The 17980-nt window shown below is 54.5% G+C and carries 20 protein-coding genes; 17 read left to right on the forward strand and 3 right to left on the reverse strand.

What is annotated here, in order from left to right; translation table 11 throughout:
• The first annotated feature begins 28 nt into the window (after positions 1 to 28).
• The 15 genes from B5E62_RS07655 (at position 29) to B5E62_RS07725 (ending at position 12908) form a co-directional block, all read left to right on the forward strand.
• The gene (locus B5E62_RS07655; RefSeq protein ID WP_087174038.1) at positions 29 to 1303 is read left to right on the forward strand and encodes a double-cubane-cluster-containing anaerobic reductase; all 1275 of its coding nucleotides are present in this window, start codon (positions 29 to 31) and stop codon (positions 1301 to 1303) included.
• 3 nt (positions 1304 to 1306) lie between these two features.
• Positions 1307 to 1567 carry a DUF3343 domain-containing protein gene (locus B5E62_RS07660; protein WP_087174039.1) on the forward strand — a complete coding sequence of 87 codons (261 nt, stop codon included), beginning with the start codon at positions 1307 to 1309 and terminating at the stop codon, positions 1565 to 1567.
• A gap of 44 nt (positions 1568 to 1611) precedes the next feature.
• Positions 1612 to 2388: an acyl-CoA dehydratase activase gene (locus tag B5E62_RS07665; RefSeq protein ID WP_087174040.1), complete on the forward strand. Its 777-nt coding sequence runs from the start codon at positions 1612 to 1614 to the stop codon at positions 2386 to 2388.
• Position 2389: 1 nt separating this feature from the next.
• Positions 2390 to 3541 carry a double-cubane-cluster-containing anaerobic reductase gene (locus tag B5E62_RS07670; RefSeq protein WP_087174041.1) on the forward strand — a complete coding sequence of 384 codons (1152 nt, stop codon included), beginning with the start codon at positions 2390 to 2392 and terminating at the stop codon, positions 3539 to 3541.
• Positions 3542 to 3660: 119 nt separating this feature from the next.
• The gene (locus B5E62_RS07675) at positions 3661 to 4770 is read left to right on the forward strand and encodes a sulfurtransferase (protein ID WP_087174042.1); all 1110 of its coding nucleotides are present in this window, start codon (positions 3661 to 3663) and stop codon (positions 4768 to 4770) included.
• Between the two features lie 118 nt (positions 4771 to 4888).
• On the forward strand, positions 4889 to 5323 hold the full coding sequence (locus B5E62_RS07680; RefSeq protein ID WP_087174043.1) for a hypothetical protein: 435 nt from the start codon (positions 4889 to 4891) through the stop codon (positions 5321 to 5323).
• On the forward strand, positions 5310 to 6008 hold the full coding sequence (locus tag B5E62_RS07685; RefSeq protein WP_087174044.1) for a TVP38/TMEM64 family protein: 699 nt from the start codon (positions 5310 to 5312) through the stop codon (positions 6006 to 6008). Before B5E62_RS07680 ends, B5E62_RS07685 begins: the two co-directional genes overlap by 14 nt.
• Positions 5995 to 6984 carry a (Fe-S)-binding protein gene (locus B5E62_RS07690; RefSeq protein WP_087174045.1) on the forward strand — a complete coding sequence of 330 codons (990 nt, stop codon included), beginning with the start codon at positions 5995 to 5997 and terminating at the stop codon, positions 6982 to 6984. Before B5E62_RS07685 ends, B5E62_RS07690 begins: the two co-directional genes overlap by 14 nt.
• Positions 6981 to 7688 carry a TVP38/TMEM64 family protein gene (locus B5E62_RS07695; RefSeq protein WP_087174046.1) on the forward strand — a complete coding sequence of 236 codons (708 nt, stop codon included), beginning with the start codon at positions 6981 to 6983 and terminating at the stop codon, positions 7686 to 7688. Before B5E62_RS07690 ends, B5E62_RS07695 begins: the two co-directional genes overlap by 4 nt.
• On the forward strand, positions 7688 to 8020 hold the full coding sequence (locus B5E62_RS07700; protein WP_087174047.1) for an arsenosugar biosynthesis-associated peroxidase-like protein: 333 nt from the start codon (positions 7688 to 7690) through the stop codon (positions 8018 to 8020). Before B5E62_RS07695 ends, B5E62_RS07700 begins: the two co-directional genes overlap by 1 nt.
• A gap of 4 nt (positions 8021 to 8024) precedes the next feature.
• The gene (gene arsS, locus B5E62_RS07705) at positions 8025 to 9011 is read left to right on the forward strand and encodes an arsenosugar biosynthesis radical SAM (seleno)protein ArsS (protein ID WP_087174048.1); all 987 of its coding nucleotides are present in this window, start codon (positions 8025 to 8027) and stop codon (positions 9009 to 9011) included.
• A gap of 9 nt (positions 9012 to 9020) precedes the next feature.
• A complete protein-coding gene (locus B5E62_RS07710) occupies positions 9021 to 9449 on the forward strand; it encodes a C-GCAxxG-C-C family protein (protein WP_087174049.1) in 429 nt (142 codons plus the stop codon).
• Positions 9450 to 9451: 2 nt separating this feature from the next.
• Positions 9452 to 10783, forward strand: a complete 1332-nt coding sequence (locus tag B5E62_RS07715) for a TIGR04283 family arsenosugar biosynthesis glycosyltransferase (protein ID WP_087174050.1) — start codon at positions 9452 to 9454, stop codon at positions 10781 to 10783.
• 89 nt (positions 10784 to 10872) lie between these two features.
• Positions 10873 to 11904, forward strand: coding sequence for a phosphotransferase family protein (locus tag B5E62_RS07720; RefSeq protein WP_087174143.1), 1032 nt, complete (start codon positions 10873 to 10875; stop codon positions 11902 to 11904).
• Between the two features lie 137 nt (positions 11905 to 12041).
• Complete coding sequence (locus B5E62_RS07725) at positions 12042 to 12908, forward strand: rhodanese-like domain-containing protein (RefSeq protein WP_087174051.1); 867 nt, start codon at positions 12042 to 12044, stop codon at positions 12906 to 12908.
• A gap of 77 nt (positions 12909 to 12985) precedes the next feature.
• Here B5E62_RS07725 and B5E62_RS07730 read toward each other — a convergent pair whose 3' ends face one another.
• Positions 12986 to 13825, reverse strand: a complete 840-nt coding sequence (locus tag B5E62_RS07730) for a helix-turn-helix transcriptional regulator (RefSeq protein WP_087174052.1) — start codon at positions 13823 to 13825, stop codon at positions 12986 to 12988.
• Positions 13826 to 13998: 173 nt separating this feature from the next.
• Here B5E62_RS07730 and B5E62_RS17060 point away from each other — a divergent pair, with 173 nt between their 5' ends.
• Entirely contained in the window at positions 13999 to 14169 is a 171-nt protein-coding gene (locus B5E62_RS17060; protein WP_164488605.1) for a hypothetical protein, read from the forward strand.
• A gap of 100 nt (positions 14170 to 14269) precedes the next feature.
• Here B5E62_RS17060 and glgB read toward each other — a convergent pair whose 3' ends face one another.
• Complete coding sequence (gene glgB, locus B5E62_RS07735; RefSeq protein ID WP_087174053.1) at positions 14270 to 16057, reverse strand: 1,4-alpha-glucan branching protein GlgB; 1788 nt, start codon at positions 16055 to 16057, stop codon at positions 14270 to 14272.
• A gap of 154 nt (positions 16058 to 16211) precedes the next feature.
• Between glgB and B5E62_RS07740 the strand changes: the two genes are divergently transcribed.
• Positions 16212 to 16745 (forward strand): TetR/AcrR family transcriptional regulator, encoded by a 534-nt coding sequence (locus B5E62_RS07740; protein WP_087174054.1) that lies wholly within the window; start codon positions 16212 to 16214, stop codon positions 16743 to 16745.
• Between the two features lie 24 nt (positions 16746 to 16769).
• On the opposite strand, the gene B5E62_RS07745 is transcribed toward B5E62_RS07740, so the two are convergent.
• A complete protein-coding gene (locus B5E62_RS07745) occupies positions 16770 to 17879 on the reverse strand; it encodes a VanZ family protein (protein ID WP_087174055.1) in 1110 nt (369 codons plus the stop codon).
• Positions 17880 to 17980: the final 101 nt, after the last annotated feature.

Here is a 17980-nt window from a genome sequence, read left to right on the forward strand (position 1 = left end):
ATTCAGATACGCAAGAGGAGGTTTTTTTATGGCAGATTACAGAAAAATGTGGGAAGAACTCGGTATGGATGTTGAGACGCACGACCAGCTCTGCGAGGTGCTGCCCCAGGCCTTTGGGGACGTCTATCTCTCCCAGGAGAACAGGCCGGAGTCCATGGATTACTATAATTTTGTGGTGGCGGAGATCCATGGCGTGCGCCCGGCGGAGCTCATCGAGCACCAGAAAAAGGGTGGAAAGGTCTTTGGTACCTTCTGCGTGTATGTGCCGGATGAGATCGTGTTTGCGGCGGATGCCATCGCCACGGGCCTGTGCGGCGGCTCCCAGTTCTGGGTGCCGGGAGGCGAGAAGGTCCTTCCCACCAACACCTGTCCCCTCATCAAGGCGTCTGTGGGCGCCAGGCTGGACCGGACCTGCCCCTTCTTCCGCATTGCGGATATGTACGTGGGCGAGACGACCTGCGACGGCAAGAAAAAAGCATGGGAGATCCTGGCAGAGGATGTACCGGTACATGTCATGGACCTGCCCCAGATGAAGAGAGAGAAGGATGTCTGTTCCTGGGCGGATGAGATCCGTACCTTCAAAAAAGTGGTGGAGGACTTCACAGGAAATGAGATCACTGCGGAGAAACTGGCAGCCAGCATCCATATGATCAACAACAAGAGAAAGGCACTGGAGAGACTCTACGCATTCAGAAAGAACGACAAACTGCCCATCAGCGGAAAGGACGTTCTCCTTATCTCCCAGATTGCCTTCTACGACGATCCCACGAGATTTACGGAGATGACAAACAAGCTCTGTGACGAGCTGGAGCAGAGAGTGGCAGACGGCGTCAGTGTCTTCCCGGAGGGAACAAAGAGGATCATGCTTACCGGCACACCGCTGGCCATCCCCAACTGGAAGATCCACAACCTGGTGGAGACAAGCGGCGGCGCTGTAGTCTGTGAGGAGATGTGCACAGGAACCCGGTACTTTGAGCGTCTGGTGGATGAGACAAAGACGACCGTGGACGAGCAGATCGATGCCCTGGCGGAGAGATATATGGGCATCAACTGCGCATGCTTTACACCGAACCACGGCAGGATCGACGATATCATCCGTCTGGCCAGGGAGTACAAGGTGGACGGCGTCATTGACGTGAACCTGAAGTTCTGCAGCCTCTACGATGTGGAGGGTTACACGGTGGAGAGAGAGCTCCAGAAGGCAGGTATCCCTGTCCTTGGCATAGAGACAGACTATGTGGACAGTGACGCACAGCAGCTCCGCACAAGGATCAGCGCTTTTATTGAGATGCTGGGGGCATAGGATATGAAAGAGGTACAGCACTATGTGCTTTTTCCCAACCATGACAATGGGATGAGGCTCTATAAGAAGCTGAAAGAAGAGGGGGTAGGCGCGGTCATTGCGCCTACCCCCAGAAGCGCCAGCAAATGCTGTGGGATTTCCCTCCTTGTGAGGGAGGAGGACCTGGACAGGGTCCGCCGGTGCGTGGAGGAGGACCGGATTGAGATCCTGGATATCGCGGCGGTGGAGAGGGATGTGGACCCGGGCAGGGACCGGTACTGCTGACCGGCCGGCACTGCGCGAAAAAAGACGGAAAGGATAACAGAAGCATGGATTACATAGGCATTGATATAGGCTCCACAGCTGCCAAGGTGGTGGCAAGGGGAGACCATGAGATGGCTTTCACACTCCCAACAGGGTGGAGCAGCAAGGAGACGGCCCGGGTCATCCGGGAACGGCTTGGCCGGGAAGGCGTTGACGTATCGGGAGAGACGACGAAAGTGGTGGCTACAGGCTACGGGCGCATCGCAGTGGAGTACGCCGACTACGTCATCACGGAGATCACCTGCCACGCAAGAGGAGGCCGGGAGATGGGAAGCGGTGACTGTGCGGTCATAGACGTGGGAGGACAGGATACCAAGGTCATCCTGCTGAAAGGAGGAATGGTACAGGACTTCCTCATGAACGACAAGTGCTCTGCAGGAACGGGAAAGTTCCTGGAGATCATGGCAAACCGGCTCGGGGTGGACCTTCAGGAGCTCTTTGACATGGCGGAGGGCGGTGAGACCCTGTCTATCAGCTCCCTGTGTACCGTGTTTGCGGAGTCCGAGGTCATCAACTATATCGGAGAGGGCCGGAAGCGGGAGGACATCGCCGCCGGAGTGGTGGATTCTGTGGCGGCCAAGGTGGCTCAGCTGGCCATGAGAAAGGATCTGCCCGACCAGATCATCCTGACAGGCGGGCTCTCGGACAGCCGGTACTTCACAAAAATCCTGTCCGAAAAGATAGGAAAGACCGTGTCCCCCACAGAAAAGGGAAGATACGCAGGAGCCCTGGGAGCGGCCCTGCTGGCTGAAGAGAAGACAAAGAGACGGAAGGAGAAATAAAATGGAACTGATCAGGGATTTGCCAGAGGTATTTGAAGAATTTGCAGAGCAGAGGAAGAATTCCTTCCTCGGGGTGAAAAAGCTGAAGGAGCAGGGCGTGCCCATCGTGGGGGCTTACTGCACCTACTTCCCCCAGGAGATCGCCATGGCCATGGGAGCAGCCACAGTGGGACTTTGCTCCACATCTGACGAGACTATACCGGACGCGGAGAGGGACCTGCCCAAGAATCTCTGTCCTCTTATCAAGTCCAGCTATGGATTTGCCAAGACAGAGAAATGTCCCTTCTTCTATTTCTCTGACGTGGTGGTGGGAGAGACTACCTGTGACGGGAAAAAGAAGATGTATGAGTATATGTCCAGATTTAAGGACGTGTTTATCATGGAGCTCCCCAACACCCAGAGGCCGGAGGCACTGCAGCTGTGGAAGGGAGAGATCATCCGTTTTAAAGAGTATCTGGAGGAAAAGTTCGATGTGACCATCACGGAGGAGGACATCCGGGAGGCTATCCGGGTCAACAATGCGGGCAGAAGGTCCCTGAAGCAGCTCTACGAAGTCATGCTGAACGATCCGGTGCCCATCACAGGACATGACCTATTCAAGGTCCTGTACGGGAGCACCTTCAAATTTGACAGAAAGGCCATCCCGGAAGAGGTGGACGCTCTTGTGGAGAAGATCAAAAAGGAGTATGCGGAAGGAAAGATGCTGGAGAAAAAGCCCCGCATCCTGATTACCGGCTGTCCCGTGGGTGGAGCCACAGAAAAGGTCATCGACGCGGTGGAGAACAACGGAGGCGTGGTGGTCACCTTTGAGAACTGCAGCGGAGCCAAATCCATCGACAAGCTGGTGGACGAGGAGGAGCCGGATGTATACGAGGCTCTGGCGAGGAGGTATCTGAATATCGGATGCTCCGTCATGACACCCAACCCCAACAGGCTGGAGCTACTGGGCCGCCTCATTGACGAGTACAAGGTGGACGGCGTGGTGGAGATGACCCTCCAGGCCTGCCACACCTACAATGTAGAGTCCTTTGATATCCGCAGGTTTGTCAACGAGGAGAAGGGCATTCCCTACATCAACGTGGAGACCGACTATTCCCAGGCGGATATCGGGCAGCTGAACACCCGCATCGCCGCCTTCATAGAGATGCTGTGATGCATATAGACAGCGTCTATAAATAGACCTATATATACTTCTTATCGATTGGACGGGCCCTGGACGAATGGATATAATAAGGGAGGACATACTACAGTCATAAGGAGGTATATTGTATTATGAAGAAGAGAGTGTTAGCGGCACTTTTATGTATGGCCATGACAACAGCTATGCTGGCAGGATGCGGCCAGGAGTCGTCCACGGAGGAGGACACTGCTCAGGAGTCCTCAGACGAGACAACCGACGAGGCGGCAGAGGATGTGGAGGCAGAGCCGGTGGAGACAAGGACCGTGTATGTGACACCCCAGTGGGTGCAGAGTGCGCTGAACGGTGACCAGGAGGGATACGAAGATATCCTGATCGCGGAGGTAGGCTACGGCGACGTGGCGGACTGCGTGTCCTACAATGAGGGACATGTCCCGGGCGCCATCTATGTAGATAACTGTGAGGTGGAAGACGCCACAGGAAGCGAGGAGGGTGCATACAACCTGCTGGCAGCGGACGAAGTAGTTTCAAATATGCTGGACCATGGTATCACAAAGGATACAAAGGTGGTCCTCTACGGAGCGGACGTCAGCGGTACGGCCAGACAGGCATTTGCCTATCTGTGGGCAGGCGTTGAGGATGTAAAGATCATCAACGGCGGCATTGACGCATGGACAGAGGCAGGATATGATACAGAGACAGATGTAAACGAAGGTGAGGCGGCAGATGACTTCGGCGTAGAAGCTCCCGCACATCCGGAGTACCGTCTGGACATTGCGGACGCAAAGGCGAAGCTGGAGAGTGGCGATGAGAACTTTAAGCTGGTCAGCATCCGCAGCGAGGAAGAGTGGCTTGGAGAGACAAGCGGATACAACTACATTGACAGAGCAGGCGAGCCGGAGGGCGCCGTTTGGGGCAAGGGCTCAGACTCCTCTACAGATGTGGACCAGTTCCTCAACGATGACGGGACAGTGAAGGACCTGGCAGGCTTTGAGGAGGTGTGGGCAGACTGTGACTTCACACTGGACAACGAGCTTTCCTTCTACTGCGGCACAGGCTGGAGAGCAAGTGTTCCCTTCCTTGTCCTTTACGAGAATGGCTACGACAGCATTTCCGTATATGACGGTGGATGGTATGAGTGGCAGATGCATGACGATTATCCGGTACAGGTAGGCGACCCTGCCAGTGATGACTGTGAGCACACGACAGTAGGCGAGCTGCCGACAGATAAAGCTGCTGAGTAAAAAGCTGCCGAATCATAATCTGCCGAATGATGAGCAGGATGTAAAAAGCGCTGCCGTTTAACCTGACGGCAGCGCTTTTTCTCTCGGAAAAACATCGTGACAAAAGCTGGAGGAGACAATGAAAAAGATAGCATATATCCTGGCGCTGGCCCTGGAGATCGCGGCCTTTGCCGGCGCCTGGATCATACATTATTTTGCGAGACGAAAGCTGGGGATGGTCAGATACCTGAACTACAAAAACATGTCCTGGGAGAGGGATTACCCTGTGGATGCGCTGAAGGCGGCGTGCGTGGCAGCGGCTGTGGTACTGACTGTCCTTGTGCTTCTTCTTTTCGTGAAAAAGAGGAAGGAGGCATCCAGGCTGACAGCTGCCATGAACGTATGCATGGTAATGCTGACAGCGCTGTACGCGGGATATACCCTGGGGTGCTCTGCGGAGGTTATGTCAGATTACTATTTTATCAGTATTCTCTTTCTCCTGGCAGCAGCGGTCCAGCTCCTCAAGACCGGGATTGCTGTGCTGATGTCCGGGAGAAAGAATGAGGGAACGTAAAGTGAAGAACAAAAAGCTCTGGATCTTTGCCGGCCTCATACTGCTGGTCCTGATCCTCGATCATGTGTTCAGATGGTCCGACTATCTGGGGGATACGGACAACCTGGCTTTTCTGAAAAATATGATACGGGATAATCTGGCAGGGGCCATTGCCATCTACATGGCGGTGACAGTTATAGGGAGTGTCGTCCTGGCCCTCCCTGGTGTCACCTTTGCCATACTGGCGGGACTCTTGTTCGGACCGGTGCTGGGCACGGTGCTGTGCGCCGTGGCCGCCACAGCCGGGGCGGTGCTGGCATTCCTGGCAGGGAGATTTTTCCTGCGGGACAGCATAAGGCCGGCGGCCATGAAGAACAGATACCTGAAAAAGTGGCTCTTTGACGAGTCCGGGAAGAACCAGATATTTGTCCTCATGGTCACCAGGCTTGTGCCAGTCTTCCCCTACAATCTCCAGAATTTTGCCTACGGCGTGACGGACATTGGCTTTGGCACCTACACGGTGGGATCCTTTGTGTTCATGATCCCCGGGACGGCCATGTACACGGTCGGCACGGCGGGGCTTGCGGATGCAGAAAACAGGATGCTGTACATAGGGGTTGCCCTGGCCATAGCGGTGGTGGTTGTTTTTGCCGGGATCATTTTAAAGAAAAAGTATATACAGGAGGAGCCGGATGAATCAGAATAAGAAGACAGCGGATCCATCTGCCTGCGTGCATTGCCATCTGTGTCAGAAAAGCTGCGTCTTTCTTGGAAAATACGGGATTGATATCGGTGACACGGAAAGGCTGCGGGAGCTGGCCATGCACTGCTTTCTCTGCGGAAAATGTACCCGGGTCTGCCCCAGGGGGATTGACGGCCGGGACGCGATCCTTGAGATGCGCCGGCAGGCGGCAGAGGAGAATAAGGGCAGGCCAAAGGAGAAGGGCTATGGCATGCTGCTCTGGGAAAAGAGGGACTACTGCTTTCGGAATTACAAAAACGCGGAGGGAAAAAGCGTGCTCTTTCCCGGCTGCAACTTCCCCTCCTTCTACCCGGAGACCACCAGGTACCTGGCCAGGCTGCTGCGTGAGAGAGCCGGCATGGGCACGGTCTTCGACTGCTGTGGGAAGCCGGTGGCCGAGCTGGGCATGCAGGCCGGGGAAGCGCGTATCCTGGCGGGAATAGATAAGCGTCTGGAGCAGGCAGGCGTGGAGGAGGTGGTCATGCTCTGCCCCAACTGCTACCATTTTCTTAAGGGGCGTCTGCGGGCCAAGGTGACGGATATCTACAGCAAGCTGCAGGAGCTGGGGCTGGGACAGAGGGTCCCCGGACATCTCAAGGTCTTTCCCCCCTGCCCGGACCGGAGGGACAAAGAGCTCCTGGGGAAGATACGCCCCTTCCTGGAGGAAGAACCCTTGGTGGAGGAGGATGTGCAGTGCTGCGGCCTCGGGGGATGCGCCAGTGTGAGAGAACCCCGTCTCGCGGCGGAACTGACAGAGCCTCTGGACAGAGAGGAGGCCGTCTGCACCTACTGTGCCTCCTGCAGCGGCGCGTTCACGAGAAAGGGATACAGGGCAGAGCATCTGCTCCTGAAGATACTGGGAAGGGAGGAGACGCCGGACACAAAGCGGTCCCTTCTCAACAGAGCAAGGTCAGCATATTGGAGGGAGAAAAAGAGATGAAACAGAAAAACTGGATAAAAAAGGTGATCATCCTTGTGGTCATCCTTGCGGGTGTGGCGGTCTACTTTCTTGTGCCGCCTGTGAAGAGCAGTATGAACCGGGTGTTTGGCATGTTCGCCAGCGGCGATTTTGACGTGGTCAGAGACTTCGTGGCATCCTACGGGGGCTGGGCGGCTCTGGTGTCCTTTATGCTCATGATCTTTCAGTCTGTGGCGGCTCCGCTGCCTGCCTTCCTGCTGACCCTGGCCAACGCCAATCTGTTTGGCTGGTGGCAGGGCGCCATCCTCTCCTGGAGCAGCGCTATGGCTGGGGCAGCGGTGTGCTTCTTCATTGCCAGGATCCTGGGCCGTGATGTGGCGGAGAGGCTGACCAGCAAGGCAGGGATTGTCCAGATAGACACATTTTTTGAGAAGTACGGGAGGAACACCATCCTGATCTGCCGCCTTCTTCCCTTTGTGTCGTTCGACATCGTGAGCTATGCGGCGGGACTTACATCCATGTCCTTTAAATCCTTTTTTATCGCCACTGGAATCGGACAGCTGCCAGCTACCCTTGTGTACTCCTACGTGGGAGGTATGCTGACGGGAGGCGCCCAGCTCCTGATGACGGGACTTTTGATCCTGTTTGCACTGTCGGCGCTGGTCGTGATGTTGCGAAAGATATATATGGACAGACAGAAAAGACAAAAAGGAGGAAATGAGTAATGGAAACCTATTACAACCCGGAGGATCTTGCGAAATTTGGCACTATTGGAGAGGAGGCCCCCCAGCTGGCGGAGAAATTCTTTGACTACTACGGCGCTGTGTTTGCGGAGGGAGCCCTGACAGCCAGGGAGAAATCCCTTATCGCCCTGGCGGTGGCCCATGCGGTGCAGTGTCCCTACTGCATCGACTCCTACACCAACGATTGCCTGAATAAGGGAGTCAGCGAGGAGCAGATGACAGAGGCCGTCCACGTGGCGGCGGCGATCCGCGGCGGAGCCACGCTGGTACACGGCGTGCAGATGAAAAATATCGTGAAGAAGCTGGAGTTATAAGAGTATGAGTCAGGCGCTGGAAGATTTAAGAGAACTGAAGAGCATCCCGGATTTTGAGGACAGAGTTGCCGGGGAGGAGTATAAGTACACGACAGATAAGCTGGAGGTCGTGCAGATCAATGTGGGAAAAGTGTGTAACCTGGCCTGCAGGCACTGCCATGTGGAGGCGGGCCCTGCAAGGACAGAAGTCATGGACCGGAAGGCGATGGAGGCCTGTCTTGCAGTGTGCAGGGAACAGAAGGTGGCGACCATCGATATCACCGGGGGAGCGCCGGAGATGAACCCGGATTTCGAGTGGCTTGTGGAGGAAGCCTGCAAAATATGCGGGCACGTCATCGTCCGCACTAACCTGGTCATCCTGCAGGAGGAAAAGTACAGGCATCTGCCGGAGTTTTACGCGGACCACAGGGTGGAGGTAGTCTGCTCCCTTCCCTACTACAGGGCCAAGGAGATGAACCGGGTCAGGGGAGAGGGTACCTTTGAGATGGCTATTGAGGTGATACGCAGGCTCAATGAGCTGGGCTACGGCAAAGAGAAGGACCTGGTACTGAACATGGTGTACAATCCTGCCGGGGCCTTTTTCCCGCCGGTGCAGGAGGCCATGGAAAAGGAGTACAAGGCAAAGCTGTGGAAGGACTACGGCATAGTGTTCAACCATCTTTTCACTATCACCAACAATCCCATGGGGCGCTTTGAGGCCTTTTTAAAGAGGAGCGGCAACCTGGAGAGCTATATGAAGAAGCTCTCAGATGCGTTCAACGATGCCACGCTGGCCGGCCTCATGTGCCGGTTCCAGATTTCCGTGGGCTACGACGGCCAGGTCTACGACTGTGACTTTAACCAGGCGGCGGACTTGCCGGTAGCGACAGGGGAGACCATCTTTGACATGGTGGGAAAGCCCTATAAGAAAAGGAAAATCTGCATGGCAAACCACTGCTACGGCTGCACAGCCGGGCAGGGCTCCAGCTGTGGCGGGGCCACAGAGCAGTAAGGAGGAAAAATGACAAAAGAGGAGATCAAAAATCTTTTTATGCAGGGCATCGACTGCTCCCAGGTGGTGACAGGAGCCTTTGCGGAAAAAATGGGCATGACGCAGGAGCAGGCAAGGAAGGTGTCCTCCTGCTTCGGGGGAGGCATGATGTGCGGGGAGACCTGCGGGGCGGTGACCGGTGCCCTCATGGTCATCGGCATGGTGTACGGCCACAGCCGGGAGGGAGACCAGTCCCAGAAGGAAATCATGGCGGCGAAGACAGGGGAATTTAAAAAGCTCTTTGGAGAGAAATATTCCTCCTGCATCTGCCGGGAGCTTCTGGGACACGATATATCAAAGCCGGGAGAGATGGAGAAGGTCCTGGAAAAAGGACTCATGTTTGACTTCTGTCCCCGGGTGGTAGAGGACACGATAGACATACTGGAGAAGATTTTATAGACATGAAAAGGGCAGTGATCATACTTACAAGAGTTCCCCGGCCGGGGCAGACAAAAACGCGGATGATGCCCCACCTGACAGGGGAACAGTGCGCCCGGCTCCACACCTGTTTCTTAAAGGATATAGCCGGACAGTGCCGGGACTGTGAGGCGGACATCTTTGTCAGCTACACCCCCGGGGAGGGGAGAGAAGAGCTGGAACAGGTCCTGGGCCCGGCGGAGGGCTGGTTCCCCCAGGAGGGGGACAGCCTGGGAGAGCGGATGTACAGAGCCATAGCACAGGCCTTGGGCCGGGGCTGTGGCTCCTGCCTTCTCATAGGGACAGATGTGCCGGAGCTTAAAAGAGAAAGCCTGGAGAAGGCGTTTGAGGTCCTGGAGGAGAAGGATGCGGTCTTTGGCAGGACGGTGGACGGTGGATACTATCTGGTGGGCATGAAGCGCCCCCTTCGGGAGGCATTTTCCCTGGACTCCTACGGACATGCAAACGTGCTGGAGGAGACCCTGGAAGAGATGAGGAGGGCCGGCCTTGCGGTGGGCTTTACAGATACTCTGGAGGACATGGACACGCCGGCAGACCTGCGGGGGTACAGGCGGCGGATGACAGAGGATCATGCCCTGAAGAAAAGCTTTACAGGGAGATATCTGGCAAGGAACAGCCGGATTTCCGTCATCGTCCCCATCTACAACGAGATCCGCACCATCGAGCAGCTGCAGAGACAGCTGCGGCCTCTCCTTGGCCGGTGCGAGATACTCCTCGTGGACGGAGGGAGCACGGACGGCACCCTGGAGAAGATAGACCCAGCGTTCCGGGTCATCCGCTCCCCCAAGGGGCGGGCCTTTCAGATGAACGAGGGGGCCAGGCGAAGCAGCGGGGATATCCTCTTTTTTCTCCACTGCGACAGCCAGCTGCCGGACCGCCCGCTGGAGAGGATACGGAGAGTCATGCGGGATCACCGCGCGGGGTGCTTTGGCATAGCCTTCCACTCAAAAAACTTTTTCATGTTCACCTGCCGGGTGATATCCAACCACCGGGTAAAGGACAGGAAGGTCATGTTCGGAGACCAGGGCATTTTTGTGGACAGAGACCTCTTCTTTGAGGCCGGCATGTTCCCGGAAATCCCCATTATGGAGGATTACCAGTTTTCTCTCACACTGAAGGAGATGGGGATAAAGCTGGGCATGGCGGACAGGCGCATCTACACCTCAGACAGGAGATTCCCGAAGGGAACCATCCCCAAGCTTAAGCTCATGTGGAAGATGAACCGTCTGAGAAAACTGTATCGGGACGGGATGGACACAGAGGACCTTGCCCGGATGTACCGGGATGTGAGGTAGGGGTCTGGAGCCCCCCAAAAGGATCAAAGGACAAAGGAGGAGAAGGCATGAGAGCGGACAGACAAAAAAATATGCCAGGGACAGTGGATCTGGACCGGACAAAGGGGCTGCAGGCCTATGTGGAGTCGGAGGACTACCGGAGAGCTCTTGGCCTGCCCGCAGCCAGAGAGGAGGAGTATCGTCTCCTGGCCCAGGGGGAGTACAACAGGAACTATCTGTTTACTCATCCGGTGACGGGGAAAAGGCTGGTGCTCCGGCTTAACTTTGGCAGTCAGATGCATCTGGAGCATCAGATCGAGTATGAGTACGAGGCTCTAAGGCTGCTGGAGGGCTCCGGCAGGACGCCTCGTCCCCTCTATGTGGACGGCAGCAGGGATGTCCTGCCATACGGGGTCATGGTCATGGAGTATCTGCCGGGGCATGCCCTGGACTATGAGGCAGAGCTCTTCAGGGCGGCAGACTGCCTGGCGGACATCCACAGCGTTCCGGTGCCATCGGGCCATCATCTGATCCGTCCGGAAAATCCGGTGCGGGCCATTCTGGAGGAGTGTGAGGAGATGGTCCGCACCTATATGGACAGCCCGCTGGGGGAGCCGGCTAAAAAGAAGAAGATACGGGAGCTCCTCGACCTGGTGTGGCGGGAGGCGGACAGCTTAAGTCCCGCGGAGTATCTCTGCTGCATCAACACGGAGCTGAACTCTACAAACTTCCTCATGAACAGCGGGGATGAAAGCGGAGATGAGGGCGGGGACGGGACAGACTATCTCATTGACTGGGAGAAGCCGCTTTTCGGGGAGCCGGCCCAGGACCTGGGACACTTCCTGGCTCCTACCACCACCTTCTGGAAGACCAATGTGATCCTGGATGAGGGGGAAATGCAGGCCTTCACAGAGAGGTACAAGGAGGCGGTGAAGGGCAGATTCAGAACGGACGGGCTGTGGGAGAGGGTGAGCGTCTACATGACGGTCACCTGCCTGAGGGGGATCACCTGGTGCGCCATGGCCTGGGTGGAATACCAGCAGCCGGAGCGTGAGCTGGTGAACGAGTCCACCTGGCGGAAGCTGGAGGCATACCTGGACGACAGTTTTCTTGAGATGATCAGAAGGTTTATCGAGAGATGAGAGTCAGAAAACGTTTATAGAAGGTATCTATATGGAATATTGTATAAATCTATAGACAATTCTGACAATTCACTTGAACGGCCAAAAAATACCTTTTATAATTGATATACATGATAAGACAAGGAGGATAAGGTATCATGAAAAAAAGAATAGCAGCAGTCCTGATGGCAGCAGCTATGGCAGCGACTATGGTTACAGCCTGCGGCTCCGGCGAGACAGAGGAGACAGGCACAGAGACAACGGAGAGCACAGACTCCGGCTCAGACAGTGAGAGCACAGACGGCGACTATCAGTTTGTTTCTCCCGCGGATGCGGTGAAGGCGGCTCAGGCAGGCGGCACCCACGTGCTGGATGTCCGTGAGTGGTCCAACTATGTGAGCGGAAGAGTGGTAAACTCTGAGTGGTGCCCCATCTTCCCGCTGGAGGATGACTCTCTCGTTGAGACAATGACCACCTATGCGGAAGAGAACTTCGGCGATGACGAGGACATCTATATCATCTGCAACAGCGGGCAGAAGGGCGCTCAGAAAGCCACAGGCGTTCTTGAGGATGCGGGGATCGACGCTTCCCGCATCTACACAGTAGAGGGCGGAGCAAAGGCCCTCGCCGAGGAGGACGGAGCTCTCACCACAAACCGCACAGAGGAGAGTATTGACTGGCAGTATGTATCAGGCGCTGAGGCTGTGGAAGCTGTGGGAAATGAGGATATCCAGATCCTGGACGTGAGGGATGATGACACATATGCACAGGGACATCTGGAGGGCTCCCTGCAGTGCGATCTGAAGGATGTGGAGAGTGCGGATGCACAGACAGCCCTCTATGAGCTGGCCACCTCAGAGATGGATGCAGAGAAGCCGGTTTACCTTCTGTGCTACAGCGGAAACAACTGTGCCAAGACAGGTATCTCTGTGCTGAAGGACGCAGGATTTGACGTGTCGGGCCTGTACATTATCGAAAACGGAGCAAAGGATGCTGACGTGGCAGCAGCCTTTGTGACAGACTGATCCTAACAGTTGCCATGAAAGAGAGGGGCTGCCTTGAGGCGGCCCCTCAGTCTTTTTGACAGTCTATAGAATTTCTGCTATCGCCCCTTCCGCACCGCCGACGGTGTCGTGCCGTAGAGCTCTTTGAAGGTGCGGTTGAAGAGCTTCTGATTGGTAAATCCATTTTTTTCCATAATATGGGAGATGGACTCCTCTGTATTGACCAGGTCCTGATAGATGTGGGTGACGCGGACCTCGTTCAGATACTGGAGGAAGGACATCCCTATATTTTTTTTGAAAAAACGGCAGAAGGCCTCCTTCCCAAGTCCAGTCCGGTCTGCGATGTCCCGGAGCGTGACAGGCTCCTGGTAATGTTCTTCCACATAGGAGATGATATCCCGCAGACGGTTGGCCGTGAGACGGTCGCCTTTTTTGTCCGGTGGCAGCACGCTGGTGGAAAAGTCCCGTATGAGGCGGGCCAGCACCTGCAGGGTAAGTCCCTCCGCTTCCAGATAGAAAGCAGTGGCATCCTGGATGTAGAGCCGGGTCATATTTTCAAGGAGCTGGCAGATCTCCAGGTAGGCAGAAAAATTTTCGTTGCTTATCAGGTCCGGCCTGCACAGGATGTGGTGGTCCTCAATGTCCGGCATGCAGTCCTGAAAGTGCTTTCTTGCTATATGGATGCACAGGAACATGGAGGTCTGGTCGTAGCAGAAGGTGCTGTGCACCTCCATGGACTCTATGGCCATGAGCTGCTTTTTGGGGAGAGAGAATTTTGTTCCCTCCACGGTGATGTCCGACAGGCCGTTCAGCGGGTACAGGATCTCCAGCTCCTCGTGCCAGTGGAGAGGCCGGTAGCCGCCGGGGGTTGTGTAGAAAGCCACGTTTATCCCTGAATTACCTATATTCTGAAATGTCTCATAATAGGGCTGCGCCATCTGTATCATCCTCCTTTTTCTGTTGCAGAATAGAATAGCAGAAAAAACAGAATAAATCAATATTGACTTAAAATATGTCAAAAAGATATCTGTTTCTTACCGGAAAAGAGCAGTATGATAATACACGTAAAGAGGAAACAACATCAATAACAGTTGAAAGGAGTGTATGACTTATGAAAACAACTGCATTGAATGGAAATATGGTAATAACAGATAATGGAGGTATGACAATCATGGAGAGAATTAAGAGATATTTTGCAGAGAACGCAGCAACAATCACAGGAGGCTTCCTTATGATGAACGGAGGCAACTTAAACGTGGCATACAGAATGCTGGGAAGATAATTTATAAATCACTTTACTTTCGTGGCAGGAGACAGCGGATGAGGTTCCGGATATACGGGACGGCATCCGCTGTCTTTTTTGGAAATGGCCTGTGCTATAATCACTTCACTGTAAAATACAGGGCCGAATAGGGGGACATATCAATCTGAAAGAGCTGATGCTCCCCTTTGATCTTTGCTCTTTTTTCTCTGGAAGCGCCGCCGTACATTTCCAGATTACTGGAAAACACAGGGATCAGCGCCTCTGCGCCTGGGACCTTCAGCACAAAATCATCCATCTTTTTGTCGGAGAAGTTGAAGACGGCCACAAGGCGCTCTTTGCGGCTGCGGCGCTCAAAGGCATAGATACATTTCTCCTCCTGGTGACAGTCCAGCCACTGGAAGCCGCCTTCCTCATAGTCCTGCTCCCAGAGTGGGGAATGTTCCAGGTAAAAGTGGTTCAGATCCGCCATGAAGTGAAAGAAGCCGTCGTGGGCCGGATAGGAGAGGAGGCACCAGTCCTGCTCCCGTTTTTCATCCCACTCCCGGAGCTGTCCGATTTCATTTCCCATGAAATTCAGTTTTTTCCCGGGATGGGCGTACATGTACATATAGAAAGCCCGCGCCTGGGGGAACTTTCCATCGTAATCCCCGTACATTTTCTGCATGATGGTGGCTTTTCCGTGGACTACCTCATCGTGAGAGAGAGGCAGGAGATACTGCTCCTGGTAATAATAGGCCATGGAGAACGTGAGCTTGTGGTATTCTGCTGTGCGGTAAGCTGGGGCTGTGCGGAAATAGTTCAGTGTATCGTTCATCCAGCCCATGTCCCACTTGTAGTCAAAGCCAAGGCCGCCCTCTTCGGCGGGCCGTGTGATATCCGGGAAGGAGGTGGAGTCCTCCGCCGCCAGAATGACATCGGGGTATCTTTTTTTCAGCCCCTGGTTCATATTTCGCAGGAAGTCCACCGCATTTCCATTGACGCCCCGGGCCGGATCTCCCTGCCAGTAGATGGCCCGGCTGATGGCATCCATGCGCAGGCCGTCTATATGGAACTCAGAAAGCCAGTAGTCTGCCGCGGACTGGAGAAAACTTCGCACCTCGCCCCGGGAGTGCATGAAATTGCAGCTTCCCCACTCGCTGTATCCCACGGCAGAGTGAGGGTACTCATAGAGGGCCGTGCCGTCATAGTGTGCAAGCGCATAGTCGTCCACCGCGAAATGGATCGGGACAAAATCCAGGATCACGCCGATACCGCTGCGGTGGCAGGCGTTGATAAAGGATTTGAACTGATCCATGGTGCCATACCTGGAGGTGGGGGAAAAAAAGCCGGTTCCCTGGTAGCCCCAGGAGTCGTCGCTGGGATACTCGGCCAGAGGCATGATCTCCAGATAGTTGTACCCGGCTTCCTTAAGATGGGGGATCAGCAGGTCTGCCAGCTCATCGTAGGTGTACCAGGCGTCCGGTTCATCGGAAGGTTTCCGGAAAGAGCCGAAGTGGATTTCGTAGATGTTCAGCGGCTTGTCCCGGCAGTCGGAACGCTTTTTCATCCAGGCCTGGTCCTGGAAATGAAAGCTGCCCCTGCTGCGTATGATGGAGGCGGTGGCAGGGCGCAGCTCCATGCCGTACCCGTAAGGATCGCAGTGGTCTATGCAGCGGCCGTCCCCGCCGTAGATCCGGTACTTGTACATCATACCCGGGAGGGCGTCCTTTACATGGACTTCCCAGAAATTTCCGTCGTGGACTTTCTCCATGGGGAGTTCCTGCCAGCCGTTAAATTCCCCGATGAGACTGACTCTGGAAGCGGAAGGGGCAAAGGTGCGGAACGTGGTTCCGTCATCCTGCATATGGGCGCCCAGGTATTCGTACGCATCAAAAATTTTCCCTGTATAAAATCCGTAAAAATCCATAACTGACCTCCGTAAATAATAGACACGAGTTGTTTTATATCTTATAATTATCACAGCGCAGCCAGGGAGTCCACCGACGATATTCGCGATCCGTCGGAAAAACAACTCTTTGGCGAAATGGTTGCTTAAAAGGGAAAATCCGGGAGGGCGGAAGATGGATTTAAGAACGGAAAAAACAGAGAAAGCGATCCGCAACGCATTTATGGAGCTGCGGGCACAGAAACCATTGGAAAAGATTACAGTGAAAGAGTTGTGCGCTCTGGCCTGTATCAACAAGTCCACGTTTTACGCCCACTACAGCGATATCTATGCGCTCTCGGAGACACTGGAGCAGGAGACGGTGCTCTCCATTGTAAACAGCATCCCGGATCTTAAGGGACATTCCGCGGAAAATCCGGATGTGTTCACACGGGCCCTCTGTCTTGCCTTCCTGTCCAATATCTCCCTCATCAAGGTACTGTTTGCGGGAAAGGAGCAGAACCACCTGGGAGTGCAGATGGAGAGGGAGCTTAAAAAGGTGATCTACCGGAAATATCCGGAGTACCAGAAAGATCCGGAAAAAGATATTCTTCTTTCCTACTGCATCCAGGGGGCGTATCACGCCTACTTAAACAATATGTCCGTGGATACACAGACATTTGTCCAGGTGGTAGAGCGGATCGTGAAGTGTCTGAAGCCGCTGTTCTGACAGATATTTTTTAGGGAACTGATATTAAGAGGAAATTTCCTCAGAGCGACAGGGCTGGTCCGCCAGGGACGAAATATTTCTTGTGCCGGACAGCCGTTCATAGAACAGATCCCGGTGCCGGACAGCGCGGATTCCTGTGTATGCAAGGAAGAAGAACCAGACTGTGTAACACAGAAAGGCCGGCAGAGGCGGAAGCAGGGAGAAGATCCGGGGCAGTGCAAAGAGAAAGAGGAGCAGACTGCCGCACCGCAGCGGGTACTGGTACCAGTGGGGCCTGCCGCCTGTTGCTGTGGCGCCGATGCGGATGCGCAGGATCCATTTTCCTGCGGTGCGCCCGCCTGTAAGCGCGGGAACAAAGGAGTAGTATAAAAAGGCAGGAATAAGCCAGAGGCTGCCTGGCATCTGGCGGCCGCCGGGAAGGGCAGCCCGAAGCGCTGCATCTGCCAGAAAGATAAGGAACAGATCGAAACAAAGAGCCAGTACGCGCCGGGGCAGGGACACCTCCATTCCCCGGCGTATGCTGGCTTTATCCATGTTTTCGCGGGATGGCAGAAGCCGCATGAAGGCCGGGGCGCACAGGTACCCGGCAATACCGCCGAGGGTATTGATCAGCAGGTCATCCACATCGAAAAGCCGGTATCCCCTGGGATAGAGAAAGTACAGCCCTGTGAGCTGGGTCAGCTCAAAGAACAGAGACAGAAGGAAGGAGAAAAGAAAGGTCCTTCTGAAACCGCACCGGAAATAATACCGCAGATAGATGCCAAAAGGGATGATCATAATGAAATTGAAAAACACCTGGAAAAACGCCATGTTTTTGATGAGGGTTATCCAGGTGGAGACATCCCGGAGGCGGAAATCAGACTCCTGGAAAATGTCCCGGATAAACATAAAAGGGACAGACTGTATCCTGGGACCTGTCATGCGGGCCACTTCATCGATGGAAGGCAAGGGCAGGATGACAAGAAAGTAGACACACAGCAGGTACAGGATAAAAGAGTACACGATCAGAATACGGAAGCTCAGGACAGAGCCGTATTTCCGGTAGTTGTAAATGATATAGGGGAAGGTAAATAAAAAGGCGATAAAGGGGAATGCGATTACCGCCGTCAGTATGGTCTGTACGTAGGAGCTCATAAAGCAGCCCTCCTTAAAATGGATTTCCTTTATGAGCCGTATTGTAGCACAGATTGTCGAAAAATCTGTGAAAATGACAGAAATGTAAGGTAAATGTAATG

It is taken from the genome of Lachnoclostridium sp. An118, from assembly GCF_002160985.1.
Taxonomy (GTDB): domain Bacteria; phylum Bacillota; class Clostridia; order Lachnospirales; family Lachnospiraceae; genus Claveliimonas; species Claveliimonas stercoravium.